The following is a 15,969-nucleotide window of genomic DNA, read 5'->3' on the forward strand; positions in this document are numbered from 1 at the left end:
CTCACTACGAACCTGAAGGACTAAAGTCCTCACTACGAACCTGAAGGACTAAAGTCCTCACTACGAACCTGAAGGACTAAAGTCCTCACTACGAACCTGAAGGACTAAAGTCCTCACTACGAACCTGAAGGACTAAAGTCCTCACTACGAACCTGTCGGTAAATTTAACTTATTTATTCGGTTGAGGAGTCATCCGCAAATAAGGCTTAACTGGCGTGTAGCCTTTAGGAAATTTCTCGGCCAACTCTTTCGGGTCGGTAATCGAAGGTACGATGACGCAATCGTCGCCGTCTTTCCAGTCAACTGGAGTCGCAACGCTGTATTTGTCAGTAAGTTGCAGAGAATCAATTACCCGCAAAATTTCGCCAAAATTCCGACCGGTGCTCGCTGGATAAGTAATGCTCAAACGCAATTTCTTCTCCGGGTCAATCACGAATACTGTGCGAATTGTTAAGTTGTTCAGCGAGTTAGGATGAATCATGTCGTAAATGTCGGAGACTTTACGATCGCCATCTGCTAAAATTGGATAGTTGAGAGTAACTTTTTGAGTTTCCTCAATATCTTTAATCCAGCCCATGTGAGAATCCACATCATCCACACTCAGGGCGATGGTTTTCACGCCCCGCTTGTCAAATTCAGATTTGAGACGGGCGACTGCGCCGAGTTCGGTGGTACAGACTGGAGTATAGTCCTTCGGGTGGGAAAACAACACGACCCAGCTATCGCCGGCCCAGTCGTAGAAATTGATTTCGCCTTCAGACGAGGCTTGGGTAAAGTTGGGAACTGTATCGCCTAATCGCAGTGACATAACTGGTTTCCTCTAATTTTATTTAACGACGGTTCTCTATCATCCCATAATTGCCCGGTTTCTCGATCGCACTGTAAATGATTTTAAACTTTTTGGTCGATCGCCGAGCAATTCCACTACTGTAATCTATATGCGACTTTGTTCCTACCGCTAAATTTTGTTGCTATGCTTTACTTTTTGCTGAAGACAATACAGCCTGTTTTAGTTCCCGTGTGTTTTGTCTGTGCCTGGGGTTTAGTTTTGTTGCTGTGCTCTAGTATCGCGCGTGCTGTCGGCGACTCAATGCACAGAGCTCAGCGGATGCACCAAATTCCTTGTGCTAACTGCGTGTTTTTCACTGGCGACTACCACCTCAAGTGTCCCGTTCAACCTAGAATAGCTCTATCTGAAGATGCGATCGACTGTTGTGATTATCGATCGCATTCGGGAATTTACGGTTAAAAAATCCGGCCGAGGCTTGACATATTTCTTAACATTTCTCGCTGTTTCGATTAAACTTAAACTTAAGTTGCGATCGAGAAAATTTCAGGAGTGTACAAAGAATGCTAGTTCAAAAGCTAAACGGCTGCGAAGAGTTTATAGCGGGTGACGGTACTCAACTGCGAGAATTGCTGCATCCAGACAAACAAGCTGTCGAGTTGCGTTACAGTTTAGCCCACGCCACCTTGCCACCGGGAGAAACTTCCGCGCTGCACTCCCTGACCACTTCTGAAGTTTACTACATCATTAGTGGGGTTGGGGAGATGCACATCGACGATGAGGTTCAATTAGTGCAAGTCTCAGATGCAGTTTACATTCCGCCAAATGCCAAGCAGTTTATTTACAACTGCGGAACAGAACCGCTAATATTTATTTGTATCGTCGATCCGGCGTGGCGAAAGGAAGACGAGACAATTTTTCAGTAATTTTTTTTTCAGTGATTTTACTGTTTATAGTTACCAGGCTGTGCCTGGTAATGACTGTCTAGAAGCTTTGTCTCCACCTCCCAAAACACCGTCAACAGCCATAAATTACTGTTAACAACAACAGCACCCAGCCATATGTACCGAGTGATTTCCTCTTTTTTCAACTTCGATGCGGAGTTGCAATAAATCTTCAGATTCACTTGCATTGCTCCCCTCTTATTAGTTGGGGAAGTATCAGTTTTGTTGGTGGGTGCTGCTATTGTTTTTTGATGGGACAGATGTGAGATTAAACAGCGTTTTTACTCCTTAAATTGTATTTTGAATTTCGCTGCGATATCTAGAATTGGTATCTGTCAGAGAAGCTGTTTGTTTGCTTCATATTATTAATGTACCACCTTCTTTTGGAAGCGCAAGTACCTGCAACTAAACTTTACAAAGGTGGGAAGTTCGGCAACGGATTTTGTAACGGATGTAACGGATAGAATTCCCGATTACCCATGATTGACTACCGATTACCCATTAATTTTGCCGTCATTAGGAAGACGGAAGACAATCCTCTATGGGTAGAGATATTGGCGATGAATTATGAAGTTAAATTAAGGAGCGAGCTTTCTGGATGCTCAGTAAAAATAGTAGAGTTCGGCTGTGGCTGCTACTGCTGCGAGAAACAGGGATAATATCGGTATGAAAAAAACCAAACTCATCAAACTGTGCGCCTTATCGCTGAGCATTTTCCTGCTGTGTAGCAGTATCGTAACAGCGGAACCGATTGCGAAGCCTCAACCGCAGCAGACTTATACTAATCAAGAGATTCTGCAAGAATTGCTAAAGGCGAAAGTCGTGTATCTGGGAGAAACCCACGATAGCGTGGCAGACCACCAAGCTCAACTAAAGATTATCCGAGAAATGCAGCGGCAAAATCGTAAAATTGCGATCGCGATGGAGATGTTTCAGCGTCCGTTCCAAAGTGCGATCGACAACTACTTAGCTGGTAAACTGACAGAAGAGCAATTAGTCGAGCAAACAGAGTACGATCGCAGGTGGCGATTTCCCTGGGAATATTACGCCCCATTTTTGCGGTTTGCCAAAGAAAACAAGTTGCCAGTGCTCGCTTTAAATACACCATCGGAAGTAACGAGAAAAGTTGCCTCTCAAGGGTTAGAAAGCCTCACAGCAGAGGACAAAAAATATATTCCGCCAATTTCCGAAATTCGCACCGACAACGCCGAATACCGACAAATGCTGCTCGAAGTTTTCCAAGAGCACCAAAAGGCAGCACAGGGAAATAGTACGGCCTTTGAAAGATTTTTGCAAGCTCAAGCTTTGTGGGATGAAACTATGGCCCAAAAAATCGCTGAATTTGTCAAAGCTAACCCCGATTATCAAGTTGTGGTGTTGGCGGGGAAAGGACATATTATGTTCGGTTACGGAATTCCCAGCCGCGTCGAGAGGCGTTTGGGAGTCGGGAAGGTAAAAATGCGATCCGTTTTATTTGTTTCACCTACAGATAGTCCTTTGTCTGCAAGCAAACCCATGGCTGACTTTGTTTGGCAGCACTTGGAATAGTACAATTATACTCGCAAGCAATAATCGGGAACAGTCAATGACAAACACACCAAAAATACTTGCATTTGCCGGAAGTACCCGCGAAGCATCTTACAACAAACTGCTGGTAAAAGTTGCGGCTGCTGGGGCTAGGGCTGCGGGCGCAGAAGTTACTTATGTGGATTTGCGCGATTTACCGCTGCCGCTATTTGATGAAGATTTGGAAGCAAAGGAAGGAATGCCAGAAAATGCCCGGAAGTTGAAGGAATTGATGGTAGCACATCACGGGTTTTTGATAGCTTCCCCCGAGTATAACAGTTCGATTACGGCTGTGTTGAAAAATGCGATCGACTGGGTATCGCGCCCAGCCCCGGGAGAACCGGGATTGGTGGCATTTACTGACAAAGTAGCGGTAATTATGAGCGCTTCCCCTGGCGGATTGGGCGGTATGCGGGGATTGGTGCATTTGCGATCGATCCTGGGTAATATTAATGTGTTCGTGCTCCCGGATCAGAAAGCCATTCCCCAAGCTTTTCAAGCATTTAATGCTGACGGTACGATGAAAGATCCGAAACAGCAGGAGTCTGTGGAAAATCTCGGTGCTAAGTTGTCTAATGTGCTGTCGAAATTGATCGCGTGAGGTGATTAATTAATTTTGCAGTAGGGACACAATATTGTTGTGTCCCAATCTCAGTATAGCCTTTCTCAAAAAGATGAGGTATAACTGACAGCTTACATAACGCCTTAAACCTATAGGGCAATACGGTTGACTTAAGATAGTCCGAAGAGAGGAACGAAGCAATCGCAGTATCTATTTCTCATCGGATTTTACCTCCAGGGCACTATACCAGTAAACGGTATTGACCTATAGGGCTAAAGCCCAACAACGTACCTTATCTTTCTGATAACCGCTATATCTGTGATTTTGCTAGCTGCATCAAGTGCGATTCAGAGAATAAAACCCTTGAAATGGCATCGTCAAAATTCCCAATATCCGACTAATTTCATTAATAAAAAAGTCTCGCTTGTCAATATAAATTGTACTGCCATTCAATTTAAGAAACTTCCAATCAGTACCTGTAGTCACAGCCCCATAAATACTGGAAATTTGCTCTCCGCTGCGCTGATTAAATAATTGGGAGGCTACCATTTCTGCAATACACTGGCCCAAGCCAGATTTAATACTTTCATTCTTAGCCTCTGTGAGAGTAATGACAGGGGCGCGAATTTCATAGGAATCCTTTGATGCAGTGAGAATATAATCGCAATAGCCGTTCAAACCTGCTTCTACATCTACATTGAATTCTGAACCAGAGAAAAAACCAACTTGAAAATTAAATTGCCGCCTGACTTCCAATAATATTGGGGCAATAATTAACTCAGCGCGAGCCTTTTCAGTATTAATTGCCGTAGCTAAGGACAGGTTTTCAGTTAAAGTAGTTTGCAAATAGGAACTTGGCTGTACCTCCGGGATATCGCCAAACAAATCTAAAGGTTCTTCTACGGTTAAATTAAAAGATTCTCTAACTTTCGCTAAAGTTGTAAAATCGCTGTATGCCACAGGTTGACCTCCTTGCTCGATTTTGGCGATCGCATTCTCAAATTGCTACAATCATAGTTGATTGCCTGTTATCCTCACCCCTAAATTAACATGACATTCACCGGAGATCCAGAGTCAGCACCTGTTTTACCAACAGCCGAAGAAGCAGCGGTTGCCAAAACCAGCAGCCGCGCCTTAGAATCGCACTTAGAAAATCATCCGTCTGGCGAATATCTCAAATTGATATTAGATGAAAAAGAGGGAAAAACAATTGACATACCGGCCGCCGCGTTGCCGCTGTTATTGGCAATTTTGCAACAAACCAGCAGCGGCAATACTGTTAAGCTGATTTCACTTACTAAAGAACTTCATATTTATCAAGCAGCGGACATTCTGGGAGTTTCCGATAAATATATGCGGGAGTTGCTGGATGCTGGAAAAATCCCTTACAAGACAGTCAGGAACAGTCGCCGGATACGTTACGAAGATTTAATGGACTATAAAAAACAAAGTTACGAAGAAAGCAGTAAAATTATGGATATGCTTGTAGCTGAATCAGAAGCACTCGGTTTGTACCATTAAAACATGGCAACTTTAACTGTTATTTACGATGCCAATGTTTTGTATTCGGCATCTCTTCGTGATTTGTTTGTAGAGTTGGCAACTACCGACATAATTGAGGCACGTTGGACTGAATAAATTCACGAGGAGTGGATGAGAAATGTACTTATAAACCGTCCCGATCTAAAGTTTGAACAAGTTTCCCAAACCAAAAAGTTGATGAATGCAAATGTTGAAAATTGCTTGGTACAAGACTATGAGAGAATTATACCAGAATTAGAACTTCCCGATCCGGGCGATCGCCATGTCCTGGCTGCGGCAATTCACTCTCGTTCTAAGTTTATTATTACTTTCAATATCCGAGATTTTTCTGAAGAAGTTCTTGCACCTTACGATATTTTAGCGCAGCATCCAGATGATTTTATTTTACACTTGCTTGACCTCAACTGGCAAACAGTATGCAAAGCGGCAGAAAAGCAAAGAATCAGGCTCAAGAATCCGCCAAAAACGCCGGATGAGTATTTGGAAACGCTGGTAGAATTGGGACTGCCGCTGTCAGCAACTCGGATGCGAGAATTGTGTTATGCTGATTAGCCCGATCGCCTAGTAAAATTTTATTTCATAGAGATAATAGCTACTTAAAGCGCTACCACCAATTGTACCAGTATCGCATCACCCGATCGACCTAAAAGAAAACCACCCGATCGCACATTGGCACACATAGGCTAGAACAAGCATAATTTAACCATCGGTCATCGGTCGGTTATACTTGTCACAAACAGTATGGCAGGCGTGGGAGACTCCTCCGTCACACCTGCCATGCAGTTTTATTTAATATTAGACCTATTGCAAAATAATTTTATGCTATAATGAAGGGTTTGGCTTAAGTGGAGCAGATTGCAGGTTAGATCGGCACTTTAAAATTATGAGTTAGCTCTGGGGTCTAACACTCAAAACCTTTAATTGTAACTCGTGATTTTTTTTTCAACAGGTCTAATATGTTCCAGGATAGCGGTCAGTCCATATTTTATGTTCATTAAGATATTCCTGATTTGAAAGGCTTCTCCCGCAACAGTGAGTTTTTTTTCGTTTGTAGCAGCAATTAACGAAAACAACATCTTGAGATACAAATTAAAGCTTGCTCGCGGTCTTGTAAACCCGTAAATTTACTAGATTTCTTTGCCCAAATAACTCAATATTTTAAAAGTCTAAGTAATTCTATTTACGCCCCGCTTAAAGTTAGGTTGGTAAAGGTTATTATTTGTTTTCCTTTCTCGACTTGCTCCACAAGTGGACTGCTCCCAATCCCAAAAAGGCCAAAAATGAGGCGAAGGGAGAGGAGTTCTCCGGTACGGGAGTAGGAGGAGATTCGTTAATTTCTAAGGTCACAAGCCCCTCTCCTGAAATAGTTCCATTTCGGGCTTCGGTTATATTGTCAGTTGGGCGAGCATCGGGTATACTGGGCGGGGGTTGCAGGGGCGAAAAAGCAACTAGATCTGATTCTATCAATCGCTCCGACGATCTATCAATACTCCGGACAGTTTTTTGAGCAGCGATCCAAAGCCTCATTCTACCGTTAATATTTCATACAGCCGGGAACCCATAAACCGCATTATACCGTTGGTGATTGAAAACTGTCCGGACTATTGATCTATGAAACGTCGAAATATAGAGCCTGTATTTTTGGCGATCGCCAAAATTAGTTGACGTGCCATCAGATCGGATGCCTTTTAATATTGTATCTTCATTTTATGCAACTTCATGTAAAATTGGTATTATGGACGATGTATTTTCAGTTTAATGAACCAATACCAGAGGTAAAATCAACATGGTTGAATCTGTCAAATTGAGCAAAAATCAAACCACCACAGCCGACTGGCGATTAACTCCGGGCTACTTGCATGAAGGTAGGTTAGATTTTGAATCAGCACATATTTTGTTAGGGTATTTCTTGGCAGATAGAACTTCTCTAAATCCACCGGGAGAAAAAGAACTATTTGCTGAAGATGGTATTTTTGAATGGGGACACGCCCAGCCGCTAGAAAAAGTCATAAATTCACGGGAAGATGTGGAGTTTCTGCTCAAAAATCCCAATTTGTTACGCAACTGTATAACCATTATCGAACCTTGGGAACACGTAGGTGTTAACACTCTCGGAGAAGATGTTCGGGCTTCCAAAAACGTTGCCTACATTGCTCAAAAAGTTGCCGACATCGACTCAGTATTATTGCCAGTTTGGTCAACGGGAATCATCGATCCAGAAATAATTGTTCCGGCAATTAGCTGCGGTTATGCCGTAGTAGTAGAAGGAGGCGATCCATCGACATACGATGAATCGACTTGGACAAGTCCAGCCTGTCCGCGAGAGGATATGTTTGCATTAGTGGAAAAATTGCTGATTTCGCGATCGCCCACGAGTGCCCCGGCAATATTCATCTGTGTAGGCCACCAACTGGCTGCTGAAGGTAACATAGGACTGATTCGTCGTGCAGTCAAAGAAGTCCTGGGCATGACATCTTTGGATGGCGATCGCTCCGGCATTGCTCTGAGAACGTTGCAAGAGGTTGCAGGGCGCATCGAAGCAATGGGTAAGACTCTTCAAGTTAAAAAACGTGATGGGCGGGTTGTTGCCCAGGGCTGGAACGATCGGCATTTTGCGGTGACGCGCAATGAATCCAAGGAAGTTGGCGATCGCGTGTTGTTGCCCTATCAGTCTCCAGACGGCGATGCCTTAGATATTCCTTGGGAACTCATCCATGCCCACTCTGTAACAGCAGATGCACATGAAGGTGTCATTGACACGACGATTCAATACGAGCATGAAGTATCAATTTCGATGTTTCACTCAGATGAAGTCAACGAAGAAGCTGTACTGTTTGCTAACTGGGCTTACCGAAGTATTCATGACGCCCTTATTCCTTATCGGCATTTGATAGCTGGAAGTCCTCTGTCATGGCTGATACAACTGCCTGATTCCGTGGAAATTCTTTGTTCGACAGCAGCTAATGGCGAAGTAGTTACAGAATGTTCGGCTACGTGCATTAACTACAAAGACTTTGAAACCAAAAAAATTCGACGTTCTTTTACTTGCCAGTTCCATCCAGAATTGCTGTCAGATTTGCGTGCGATCGGTAACAGCGAAGCTCCATCATATGCAACTTTGAAGAATGATGATGGTGTCCGCTTATTTGTACGACTACTGTATGCAGGTATGCAAGAGTAATGCTGTTAGCTTGCTGTCTTTTGGGAGATGAAGATGACAATTGAACTGAAACTATAGCCTTTCAAGCGAAAGATGAGGTATGCTGAGTTATGCTACAACCCTTACAACACCAACCTTTTCAGGTCAAGATTCGTCCGCGAATCAATGTGAGAAAGGCTATACAGCGCTTATCAGAAAGATTCGCGGACGTTGTTGGGATGCGAGCCCTCTTTGTCTGGGTGGTTTTGTAAGCTGTCAGTCATACCTCATCTTTTTGAGAAAGGCTATATCACAGCAACAGATCATCTTTTGAGCGTTCAATCACTTATTTTGAATTTAGCGCTCATCAGATACACTAGATGTTCGCTCACAATTGAAAACTATCGATCGACCCCTGCCAGTTTTTCTGCTGGAGCCGATCGCAAATTTTCAGTTTTTGATTCGCCAAATATTGCTGAAATTCGGGTTTTTCAATGTCGCTGCGCCACAGGATCGCAGCATCTTCTCCTGTATCTGCGTAGTATCGCTTTCGCCGTCCTGCTTCCTTAAAGCCAAATTTGTGGTATAGAGACAGTGCGACTAAATTAGAGGCTCGCACTTCTAAAGTTGCCCTTTCTAACTGTCTGCGGTTGGCCGATTTTAGCAAAGCCCAAAGCAGAGCTTGTCCCAAACCCTGACCTTGAAAGCGCGGATCGATCGCCAAAATGGTAATGTGAGCTTCTTCTAAAATTACCCACAGACAACCGATACCGATGAGCATTGGGGGAACTTGTAGGGGCGGTGGATGGTGCGTGCGGGCCCGAATCTGTAGGAGCGGTGGATGGTGCGTACCCGCCTGGTTGTGAGCTGATTCAGAACCCTCAGTTTCCCATGTCCACAAACCCAGTAAATCGCTATTAGGACTGTCTAACTCGCGCCTGTAGCCTTCGATCGTCCAAAGTCCGCCAAAACAGAGGCGATCGAGCTCTACTGCACTGTTGAGGTGTTCGGCGGCGAGATGTTTGATTCCGAGAAAAGGCACAGGGGATTTTAGATTTAATAATTACTCAAAAGCATCAATCTGGGCGCTGATGACCCAATTGCTTGCCGTCAATTGTACACTGGAGAACACAGTAAGGATAGTTATTGCGCGATGGTATTAACTCAATCTATCGAAAAAGTGGAATCTGGACTTCAGTATCTGTCTAAGTCTCAAGAACCCAGGGAAAGTCGATCGCCCAATCAAGAGCTTTTACCGCTGACAGCCAGCGTCAACAGTAAGAATCATTTGGAAATAGGAGGCTGCGACGTAACAGACTTGGTAGAGCAATTTGGCTCACCACTGTACATCTTAGATGAAGAAACGCTGCGGGCGACCAGCCGCCAGTACCGAGAGGCTTTTAAGCGGTACTATCCGGGCGAAACTCAAGTGCTCTATGCTTCTAAGGCTTGGAGTTGTTTGGCTGTTTGCGCGATCGCCGCGGACGAAGGTTTAGGTATAGATGTAGTATCTGCCGGAGAAATTAAGACAGCACTAAAAGCTGGCGTGAATCCCGACAAAATCTATTTTCACGGGAATAACAAATCCCGCGAGGAAATCAAACTAGCTGTCACCAGTGGCTGCACGATCATCGCAGATAATTGGTGGGATTTAGAGAATCTAGCAGAGTTGGCAAAATTGGGTGTCAGTCACAAAGCTGGTGAGCGGATACGAGTTATGGTCAGGTTTACGCCTGGAATTGAGTGTCACACTCACGACTACATTAAAACTGGTCAAATCGACAGTAAATTTGGATTCGATCCCAACTCGCTCAAGGATGTTTTCATTTACCTCAACAAGCAGCCGTCTTTATCCTGCGTCGGATTACACGCTCACATTGGCTCTCAGATTTTTGAAGTGAAACCCCACCACGATTTAGCAGATGCGATCGTTAAGGCTTTCAAAGCAGCAATTGGGCAAGGGTTGAAGCCGACAGAAATTAATATTGGCGGTGGGTTGGGTATTCGCTATACTGAATCCGACGATCCTCCAAGCATAGATGATTGGGCTAAGACAGTCTGCGACGCAATGGTAGCAGCTTGCAACAATAATGAGAAGTTGCCATTACCGAAATTGCTTTGCGAACCGGGTAGATCGCTCGTGGGTTCAGCCTGCGTCACCGCTTATACGGTGGGCGCTAAAAAAGTCATTCCAGGAATCCGGACGTATTTATCGGTGGATGGCGGTATGTCGGACAATCCCCGTCCAATTACCTACCAATCAGTTTATCGAGTCCTCGCAGCCAACAAAATGTCTGCTGAGTTAACGGAAACAGTGACAGTTGCTGGCAAACACTGCGAATCAGGCGATATTCTGATAAAAGATGCTAAGTTGCCAGAGTGTCAGTCGGGAGATATTCTCGTCGTTACGGCTACAGGAGCATACAATTACAGCATGGCTTCTAACTACAACCGAGTCCCCAGACCGGCGGCGGTTTTGGTGAAAGATGGGAAAGTTGACACGATCGTAGAGCGGGAAACTGACGAGGATTTGCTGAGGTTCGATCGCCTTCCTGAAAGACTCGGAACTAAAAAGTAAGAAGTAAAACATAAAAAGTAAAAAGTAAGATGATTCATTGGGATTTCTTGATGATTGTTTTTAAACTTTTTACTTTTGGCTTGTTCAGTCACGCGATTGGAATAACAACTGTTCATGGTTCACGGGTTCGAGTGCATCATAGTTCGCGGTTCACAGGCGGTAAGGTTCGATGAACCATGAACAATCAACAATCTGGCTATGACTTTGGCCTCATTCAGTCCTTATTGATTCAGGCGATCGATATTGGACTGGTATTTGCCCTTGCGTATTTGGTGCTCGTCATTGTCGGGGAGCGCCGGACGCTTTGGATGGTACGGGGATTTATTATTTTGATGCTGGCGGCGGCGGTGAGTAACTGGGCTGGATTGAGGCTGTTGCACGTGGCGCTCAACAGCTTGGTAACGGGTTCTGCTGTGGCAATGGCGGTAATATTACAGTCGGAGTTTCGCCGATTTCTGGAACAATTGGGTCGGGGGGAAATTATACAACTGTTTGGACGCGATCGCCGACCAACTCCCGAACCAGACAGCGTAATAGATGAAATTGTGGACGCAGTAAAAGAACTTTCGCAAAACCGCACGGGCGCTTTATTAATTGTAGAAACAGATTCTCCGATCGACGATCGGGATTTTTCAGTTCCGGGAGTGAAGCTAAATGCGGAAGTCTCTAAGGAATTGTTGCAAACTATCTTTCAGCCGCAAACTTTGCTGCACGATGGGGCTGTTTTGATTCGGGCTTCGCGGATCGTGTCGGCTGGGGTAATTTTGCCTTTGTCGGATCGCAGCGCCTCGCGGCAGTTGGGAACCCGCCACCGGGCAGCGATGGGGATTACGGAACGGGTGCAAGCTTGCGTGTGCGTCGTGGTGTCGGAGGAAACGGGTTCGATTTCTCTGGCGCAGATGGGAACTTTAAATCGACCTTTGACTAGCAGCAAACTTAAGGAATTGCTGGAAGCAAAGCTGTTTCCGTCGGATGGAGAAAGAGTGGTGACTCCAATTCCCATCGGCAGTCTCGGACGGCAGATAGGATTGAAGGGAGTGACACTGTTAAAACGGATACTGCGCCGTTAGTCGGGTAATCGGGAGAAACCATGAGTCAAGGAATTTGCTTGGAAAAGTTGCCTGCGGATCTAAAACTAGAACTACTGCCTAAGCACATAGCAGTGATTATGGACGGAAACGGGCGCTGGGCTAAGAATCAGGGGTTGCCGCGGATTGCGGGACACCGCCGGGGGGCTAGCGCTCTCAAGGATCTGCTGCGCTGCTGCAAAGATTGGGGAATTCCAGCTTTAACAGCCTATGCTTTTTCGACGGAGAATTGGGGGCGGCCGGCCGGGGAGGTGGATTTTTTGATGAGTTTGTTTGAGGGCAAGCTGCGGCAAGAATTGCGCGAGATGGTGGACGAGGACGTGCAAATTCAATTTATGGGGAATTTGCAGGCTTTGCCGAAGTCTTTGCAGGCGGAAATCGAGCGCTCTGTGACGGCTACTCAGCACAATCGGGGGATTTTGTTTCGGGTGGCGACGAATTACGGCGGCCGCCAGGAGATTGTACAGGCTTGTCGGGCGATCGCCACTCAAGTACAAGAGGGCAAGTTGCAGCCAGAGGAGATTGATGAGGTTTTATTTAAACGCTATTTGTATACTGCTGATGTTTGCGATCCGGATTTGCTGATTCGGACGAGCGGGGAAATGCGGCTGAGCAATTTTCTGCTGTGGCAAATGGCTTATTCGGAAATTTACATTACTGAGACGCTGTGGCCGGATTTCGATCGATCGGAATTTCACCGCGCTTTGTCTGATTATCAGCAGCGCAGCCGCCGATTTGGCAAAGTCTAACGATTTTGGATTTTGGATTTTAGATTAATTTTTCAGTTTGCAATTAGGTATTGATTCTGAAGTATATTCATCAATCTAAAATCTAAAAACGATTTTGGAATTTTGGATTTTGGATTTTAGATTAATTTTTCAGTTTGCAATTAGGTATTGATTCTGAAGTATATTCATCAATCTAAAATCTAAAATCGCAAATCTAAAATCTAATTAGGGGCCTGAGAAAACGGCATCTTCAATGTCGTGACGCGAGAGGGAGTATTTGAAGGCTCGCTGAATGTCTTGGCCGTCGGCTCCGGCGTCAATATAGCGGACAGTGAGTTGGTCGATATCGAGGGAGAGTTCTGCTTTCCAGGTAGGTCGATCGATCTGCCAGCAATGGAGTTCTCGCCGATCTTGCTGGCAGCCGCGGCCCCTTAGCCACTGTTCGATTTCTGGCAGTGGATGGCTGTACAAAGGAGTTTCAGCGGAAGGAAGAGTCATAGGATTTTAGATTTTAGATTTTAGATTTTAGATTGGGGGATTCGGGGATTGGGCATTTGAGGGTTTAATTGCCACGAATTAGCCCGATCGCGATCGCCAGTACCAAGCATCCGACTAAAGTAGCCCCCATGATAAATAGAGCGAATATTTCGCCTGGTGACAGAGGGCGATCCGTGGGATCTAGGTAAGCCGAGTTAGAAGTTTTTTTACTCGATCCCGAAACCGGAGTGTTGAAGCCCGGGGGCGACTGAATCACGTTCAGGCGAGAATAACCTATTTTGAGGTCGTAGGCGAGGCGGCGTTCTGGATTGCTGAGGGTAGCGTAGGCGTTGTTAAGCTGTTGAAATTTGGCGGTAGCGACTGCTGGTGGCAAGTCGGTAGTATCGGGATGGTAGAGTTTGCTCAGTTCCCGGTACGATCGCCGAATTTCGATCGCGGAGGCTGAAGGATGCAGCCCTAACAAGCCGTAATGACTGGAACCCAAGGGGGTTTTTCCTGGTGTTTTCTGACTTTTGTTTTTCGCAGTTGCCTCGTTTCCTGCCACCGAAGCCCCTCTCTGCCGATTGTTGATAATATTTGATTATTTTACCCCAGAGTTGAGTGTAGTGCCACTGTCTGCCAGATCGAGGGGTTGAGTGCGGGCGATGATTGGTGGGTAAAGTGCGATCGACCCCAATTACTTGAAACTATGAATCGCGCGATCGTAAATTCCGTACATCCTCCAGGCTCAGCCCTGTGGTTTGGCTGATGGTTTCGTCATCTAGGCGTGAAAGTAATTGTCGGGCGATCGTCAGCTTTTCTTCTCGCTTTCCTTCTTCTTTTCCTTCGTCTCGTGCTTCCAGAGTAGCTTTCAGAAGCGCTCCCTGTTGGTCATAAATAAACTGTTCTACTTTTTCCAAATTCGTTACTTCTTCCGGGCTTAAATTTGCTTGATTTGCAATATTAAATGCTTTATGGATTTCGGGTATAATATCCATCGTTTCTGGCACTGATGTTAGACTTCTGGCATATTTCATGAAATAAATCCATTTGTCAGCCAACGTCTCTAGTTCCTGCTCTTTTTTTGCAAACTTCGGCAATTCTACAAATACTAACTCCACATCATTTTCGGGATAAATTAAGTTGGTTTTTACTTCTTTATACACAAACCTAGAAATTAAATTCTCACTCTTGGGAAACATTTCAAAATCAGTTATTGTTAAAGCAATCACTGGCTTGAGCATTCGATATCCTTCTCCTGCTTGTAATTGAAAGGCGTAAGTTTTGGCTGCATTGTACAATACTCGCTTCCCGAAAGATTGCACGTTGATTACTTGCATTTCGATGATTACTAAAGTGCCATCCCTGAGTTTGGCTTTGACATCGAGATAAGTATCTTTTAAGCCTTCAACTTTTGGGGGGAGATTTGGGTTGATGATTTCTAAATCTTCAATGGTGGGATTTCCTTCGTACACTAGGGCGTTCAGAAAGCTGATTAGGATGTCTGTGCTTTCTGATGAACCGAAGATTTTTTTGAAGGCGTAATCGGTTTTTGGGTTGATAAATGTCATAGTTGTAATGTAGTAGGGTAAGAATTAAATTAGTTTATCCTCGCAGGAAGTTTTAGGAATCGTCCGATCGCAAATTCTGCACGTCATCAATGCTAAGCCCGGTAACTTGGGCGATCGTGGCATTATCTAGCTGGGAAAGTAATTGTCTGGCGATCGCCAGCTTTTCTTCTCGCTTTCCTTGTTCTATGCCTTGTTCTATGCCTTGTTCTATGCCTTGTTTTATGCCTTGTTTTATGCCTTCGTTAAGCGACTTAATAATTGCTCCCTGTTGGTCATAAATAAACTGTTCTCTTTTGTCCAAATCTTCCACTTCCTCTCGGCTCAACTTGGCTTGATTCGCAATATTAAAAGCTTCTTTTATTTCTGGTATGGTATCCATTGTTTCTGGAACCGATGTCAGACTTCTCGCATTTTTCATGAAATAAATCCATTTATCTGCTAAAGTTTCAAGTTGCTCTTCTTGTTTGGTAAACTTCGGCAACTCTACAAACACTAAATCTAGATTATTTTCGGGATAAACAAAGTTTTTCTTGACTTCTTTGAAGACAAATCTTGAAATAAATTCTTCACTTTCGGGAAACATTTCAAAATCCGTAATTGTTAGAGCAATCACTGGTCTCAACAGTCGATAGCCTTGGGCTGCTTCCAATTGAAAAGCATAGGTTTTAGCTGCATTGTACAACACTCGCTTCCCAAAAGACTGGACGTTGAGCACTTGCATTTCAATAATTACTAAAGTGCCATCGATCAGTTTGGCTTTCACATCGAGATAACTATCTTTTAAGCCTTCTAGTTTGGGAGGCAGATTCGGGTTAATAATTTCTAAGTCTTCGATGGTGGAATTGCCTTCATAAATTAAGGCGTTGAGAAAGCTGATTAGAATCTCTTTGCTTTCTGAGGAACCGAAGATTTTTTTGAAGGCGTAATCTGTTTTCGGGTTGATAAATATCATAGTAGTCAGATTTAGTTTTAAGGTTATCGGTTTGG

At 44.5% G+C, this 15,969-nt stretch carries 18 protein-coding genes; 10 read left to right on the plus strand and 8 right to left on the minus strand.

The features are described from left to right. Positions 1-169: 169 nt before the first annotated feature. The gene (locus QZ918_RS06105; protein WP_293152832.1) at positions 170-808 is read right to left on the minus strand and encodes a peroxiredoxin; all 639 of its coding nucleotides are present in this window, start codon (positions 806-808) and stop codon (positions 170-172) included. Between the two features lie 165 nt (positions 809-973). On the opposite strand from QZ918_RS06105, the gene QZ918_RS06110 reads away from it, so the two are divergent. From QZ918_RS06110 to QZ918_RS06125, 4 genes are all read left to right on the plus strand, one after another. After that, positions 974-1,249, plus strand: coding sequence for a hypothetical protein (locus tag QZ918_RS06110; protein WP_293152835.1), 276 nt, complete (start codon positions 974-976; stop codon positions 1,247-1,249). A gap of 101 nt (positions 1,250-1,350) precedes the next feature. After that, on the plus strand, positions 1,351-1,713 hold the full coding sequence (locus tag QZ918_RS06115) for a cupin domain-containing protein (protein ID WP_293332406.1): 363 nt from the start codon (positions 1,351-1,353) through the stop codon (positions 1,711-1,713). A gap of 684 nt (positions 1,714-2,397) precedes the next feature. Then, positions 2,398-3,279, plus strand: coding sequence for a ChaN family lipoprotein (locus QZ918_RS06120; protein WP_293332409.1), 882 nt, complete (start codon positions 2,398-2,400; stop codon positions 3,277-3,279). A 37-nt stretch (positions 3,280-3,316) separates the two neighbouring features. Continuing rightward, positions 3,317-3,898: an NADPH-dependent FMN reductase gene (locus QZ918_RS06125; RefSeq protein WP_293332413.1), complete on the plus strand. Its 582-nt coding sequence runs from the start codon at positions 3,317-3,319 to the stop codon at positions 3,896-3,898. Between the two features lie 297 nt (positions 3,899-4,195). Here the strand turns inward: QZ918_RS06125 and QZ918_RS06130 are convergent, their stop codons facing one another. Next, positions 4,196-4,819 carry a hypothetical protein gene (locus QZ918_RS06130; RefSeq protein WP_293332416.1) on the minus strand — a complete coding sequence of 208 codons (624 nt, stop codon included), beginning with the start codon at positions 4,817-4,819 and terminating at the stop codon, positions 4,196-4,198. A 90-nt stretch (positions 4,820-4,909) separates the two neighbouring features. Between QZ918_RS06130 and QZ918_RS06135 the strand changes: the two genes are divergently transcribed. Continuing rightward, on the plus strand, positions 4,910-5,380 hold the full coding sequence (locus QZ918_RS06135; RefSeq protein WP_293332419.1) for a helix-turn-helix domain-containing protein: 471 nt from the start codon (positions 4,910-4,912) through the stop codon (positions 5,378-5,380). A 132-nt stretch (positions 5,381-5,512) separates the two neighbouring features. Further along, complete coding sequence (locus tag QZ918_RS06140; RefSeq protein ID WP_293332422.1) at positions 5,513-5,953, plus strand: VapC50 family PIN domain-containing toxin; 441 nt, start codon at positions 5,513-5,515, stop codon at positions 5,951-5,953. 663 nt (positions 5,954-6,616) lie between these two features. Here the strand turns inward: QZ918_RS06140 and QZ918_RS06145 are convergent. Next, the gene (locus QZ918_RS06145; protein WP_293332425.1) at positions 6,617-6,748 is read right to left on the minus strand and encodes a hypothetical protein; all 132 of its coding nucleotides are present in this window, start codon (positions 6,746-6,748) and stop codon (positions 6,617-6,619) included. Positions 6,749-7,187: 439 nt separating this feature from the next. Between QZ918_RS06145 and QZ918_RS06150 the strand changes: the two genes are divergently transcribed. After that, positions 7,188-8,582 carry a hypothetical protein gene (locus QZ918_RS06150; protein WP_293332428.1) on the plus strand — a complete coding sequence of 465 codons (1,395 nt, stop codon included), beginning with the start codon at positions 7,188-7,190 and terminating at the stop codon, positions 8,580-8,582. Between the two features lie 346 nt (positions 8,583-8,928). Here QZ918_RS06150 and rimI read toward each other — a convergent pair whose 3' ends face one another. After that, a complete protein-coding gene (rimI, locus tag QZ918_RS06155; RefSeq protein WP_293332431.1) occupies positions 8,929-9,582 on the minus strand; it encodes a ribosomal protein S18-alanine N-acetyltransferase in 654 nt (217 codons plus the stop codon). Between the two features lie 111 nt (positions 9,583-9,693). Between rimI and lysA the strand changes: the two genes are divergently transcribed. From lysA to uppS, 3 genes are all read left to right on the plus strand, one after another. After that, on the plus strand, positions 9,694-11,118 hold the full coding sequence (gene lysA / locus QZ918_RS06160; protein WP_293332434.1) for a diaminopimelate decarboxylase: 1,425 nt from the start codon (positions 9,694-9,696) through the stop codon (positions 11,116-11,118). A 176-nt stretch (positions 11,119-11,294) separates the two neighbouring features. Continuing rightward, complete coding sequence (gene cdaA / locus QZ918_RS06165; protein WP_293123166.1) at positions 11,295-12,188, plus strand: diadenylate cyclase CdaA; 894 nt, start codon at positions 11,295-11,297, stop codon at positions 12,186-12,188. Between the two features lie 20 nt (positions 12,189-12,208). Next, complete coding sequence (uppS, locus tag QZ918_RS06170; protein WP_293332437.1) at positions 12,209-12,955, plus strand: undecaprenyl pyrophosphate synthase; 747 nt, start codon at positions 12,209-12,211, stop codon at positions 12,953-12,955. Positions 12,956-13,159: 204 nt separating this feature from the next. Here the strand turns inward: uppS and QZ918_RS06175 are convergent, their stop codons facing one another. The 4 genes from QZ918_RS06175 to QZ918_RS06190 form a co-directional block, all read right to left on the minus strand. Then, positions 13,160-13,432 carry a DUF3143 domain-containing protein gene (locus tag QZ918_RS06175; RefSeq protein ID WP_293332440.1) on the minus strand — a complete coding sequence of 91 codons (273 nt, stop codon included), beginning with the start codon at positions 13,430-13,432 and terminating at the stop codon, positions 13,160-13,162. Positions 13,433-13,496: 64 nt separating this feature from the next. Then, positions 13,497-13,976, minus strand: a complete 480-nt coding sequence (locus QZ918_RS06180) for a J domain-containing protein (protein ID WP_293229821.1) — start codon at positions 13,974-13,976, stop codon at positions 13,497-13,499. A 142-nt stretch (positions 13,977-14,118) separates the two neighbouring features. After that, positions 14,119-14,982: an Rpn family recombination-promoting nuclease/putative transposase gene (locus tag QZ918_RS06185; RefSeq protein ID WP_293332443.1), complete on the minus strand. Its 864-nt coding sequence runs from the start codon at positions 14,980-14,982 to the stop codon at positions 14,119-14,121. A gap of 52 nt (positions 14,983-15,034) precedes the next feature. Continuing rightward, a complete protein-coding gene (locus QZ918_RS06190; RefSeq protein WP_293332446.1) occupies positions 15,035-15,934 on the minus strand; it encodes an Rpn family recombination-promoting nuclease/putative transposase in 900 nt (299 codons plus the stop codon). Between the last annotated feature and the right edge of the window lie 35 nt (positions 15,935-15,969).

Origin of the sequence: Microcoleus sp. CAWBG58, from assembly GCF_020883045.1 — a bacterium.
Classification (GTDB): Bacteria; Cyanobacteriota; Cyanobacteriia; order Cyanobacteriales; family Microcoleaceae; genus Microcoleus.

Bases quoted from the DNA above. Each gene is read 5' to 3' on its own strand.
- QZ918_RS06105 (WP_293152832.1), bottom strand. From the start codon at position 808: ATGTCACTGCGATTAGGCGATACAGTTCCCAACTTTACCCAAGCCTCG.
- QZ918_RS06110 (WP_293152835.1), top strand. From the start codon at position 974: ATGCTTTACTTTTTGCTGAAGACAATACAGCCTGTTTTAGTTCCCGTG.
- QZ918_RS06115 (WP_293332406.1), top strand. From the start codon at position 1,351: ATGCTAGTTCAAAAGCTAAACGGCTGCGAAGAGTTTATAGCGGGTGAC.
- QZ918_RS06120 (WP_293332409.1), top strand. From the start codon at position 2,398: ATGAAAAAAACCAAACTCATCAAACTGTGCGCCTTATCGCTGAGCATT.
- QZ918_RS06125 (WP_293332413.1), top strand. From the start codon at position 3,317: ATGACAAACACACCAAAAATACTTGCATTTGCCGGAAGTACCCGCGAA.
- QZ918_RS06135 (WP_293332419.1), top strand. From the start codon at position 4,910: ATGACATTCACCGGAGATCCAGAGTCAGCACCTGTTTTACCAACAGCC.
- QZ918_RS06140 (WP_293332422.1), top strand. From the start codon at position 5,513: ATGAGAAATGTACTTATAAACCGTCCCGATCTAAAGTTTGAACAAGTT.
- QZ918_RS06150 (WP_293332428.1), top strand. From the start codon at position 7,188: ATGGTTGAATCTGTCAAATTGAGCAAAAATCAAACCACCACAGCCGAC.
- lysA (WP_293332434.1), top strand. From the start codon at position 9,694: ATGGTATTAACTCAATCTATCGAAAAAGTGGAATCTGGACTTCAGTAT.
- cdaA (WP_293123166.1), top strand. From the start codon at position 11,295: ATGAACAATCAACAATCTGGCTATGACTTTGGCCTCATTCAGTCCTTA.
- uppS (WP_293332437.1), top strand. From the start codon at position 12,209: ATGAGTCAAGGAATTTGCTTGGAAAAGTTGCCTGCGGATCTAAAACTA.
- QZ918_RS06175 (WP_293332440.1), bottom strand. From the start codon at position 13,432: ATGACTCTTCCTTCCGCTGAAACTCCTTTGTACAGCCATCCACTGCCA.
- QZ918_RS06185 (WP_293332443.1), bottom strand. From the start codon at position 14,982: ATGACATTTATCAACCCAAAAACCGATTACGCCTTCAAAAAAATCTTC.
- QZ918_RS06190 (WP_293332446.1), bottom strand. From the start codon at position 15,934: ATGATATTTATCAACCCGAAAACAGATTACGCCTTCAAAAAAATCTTC.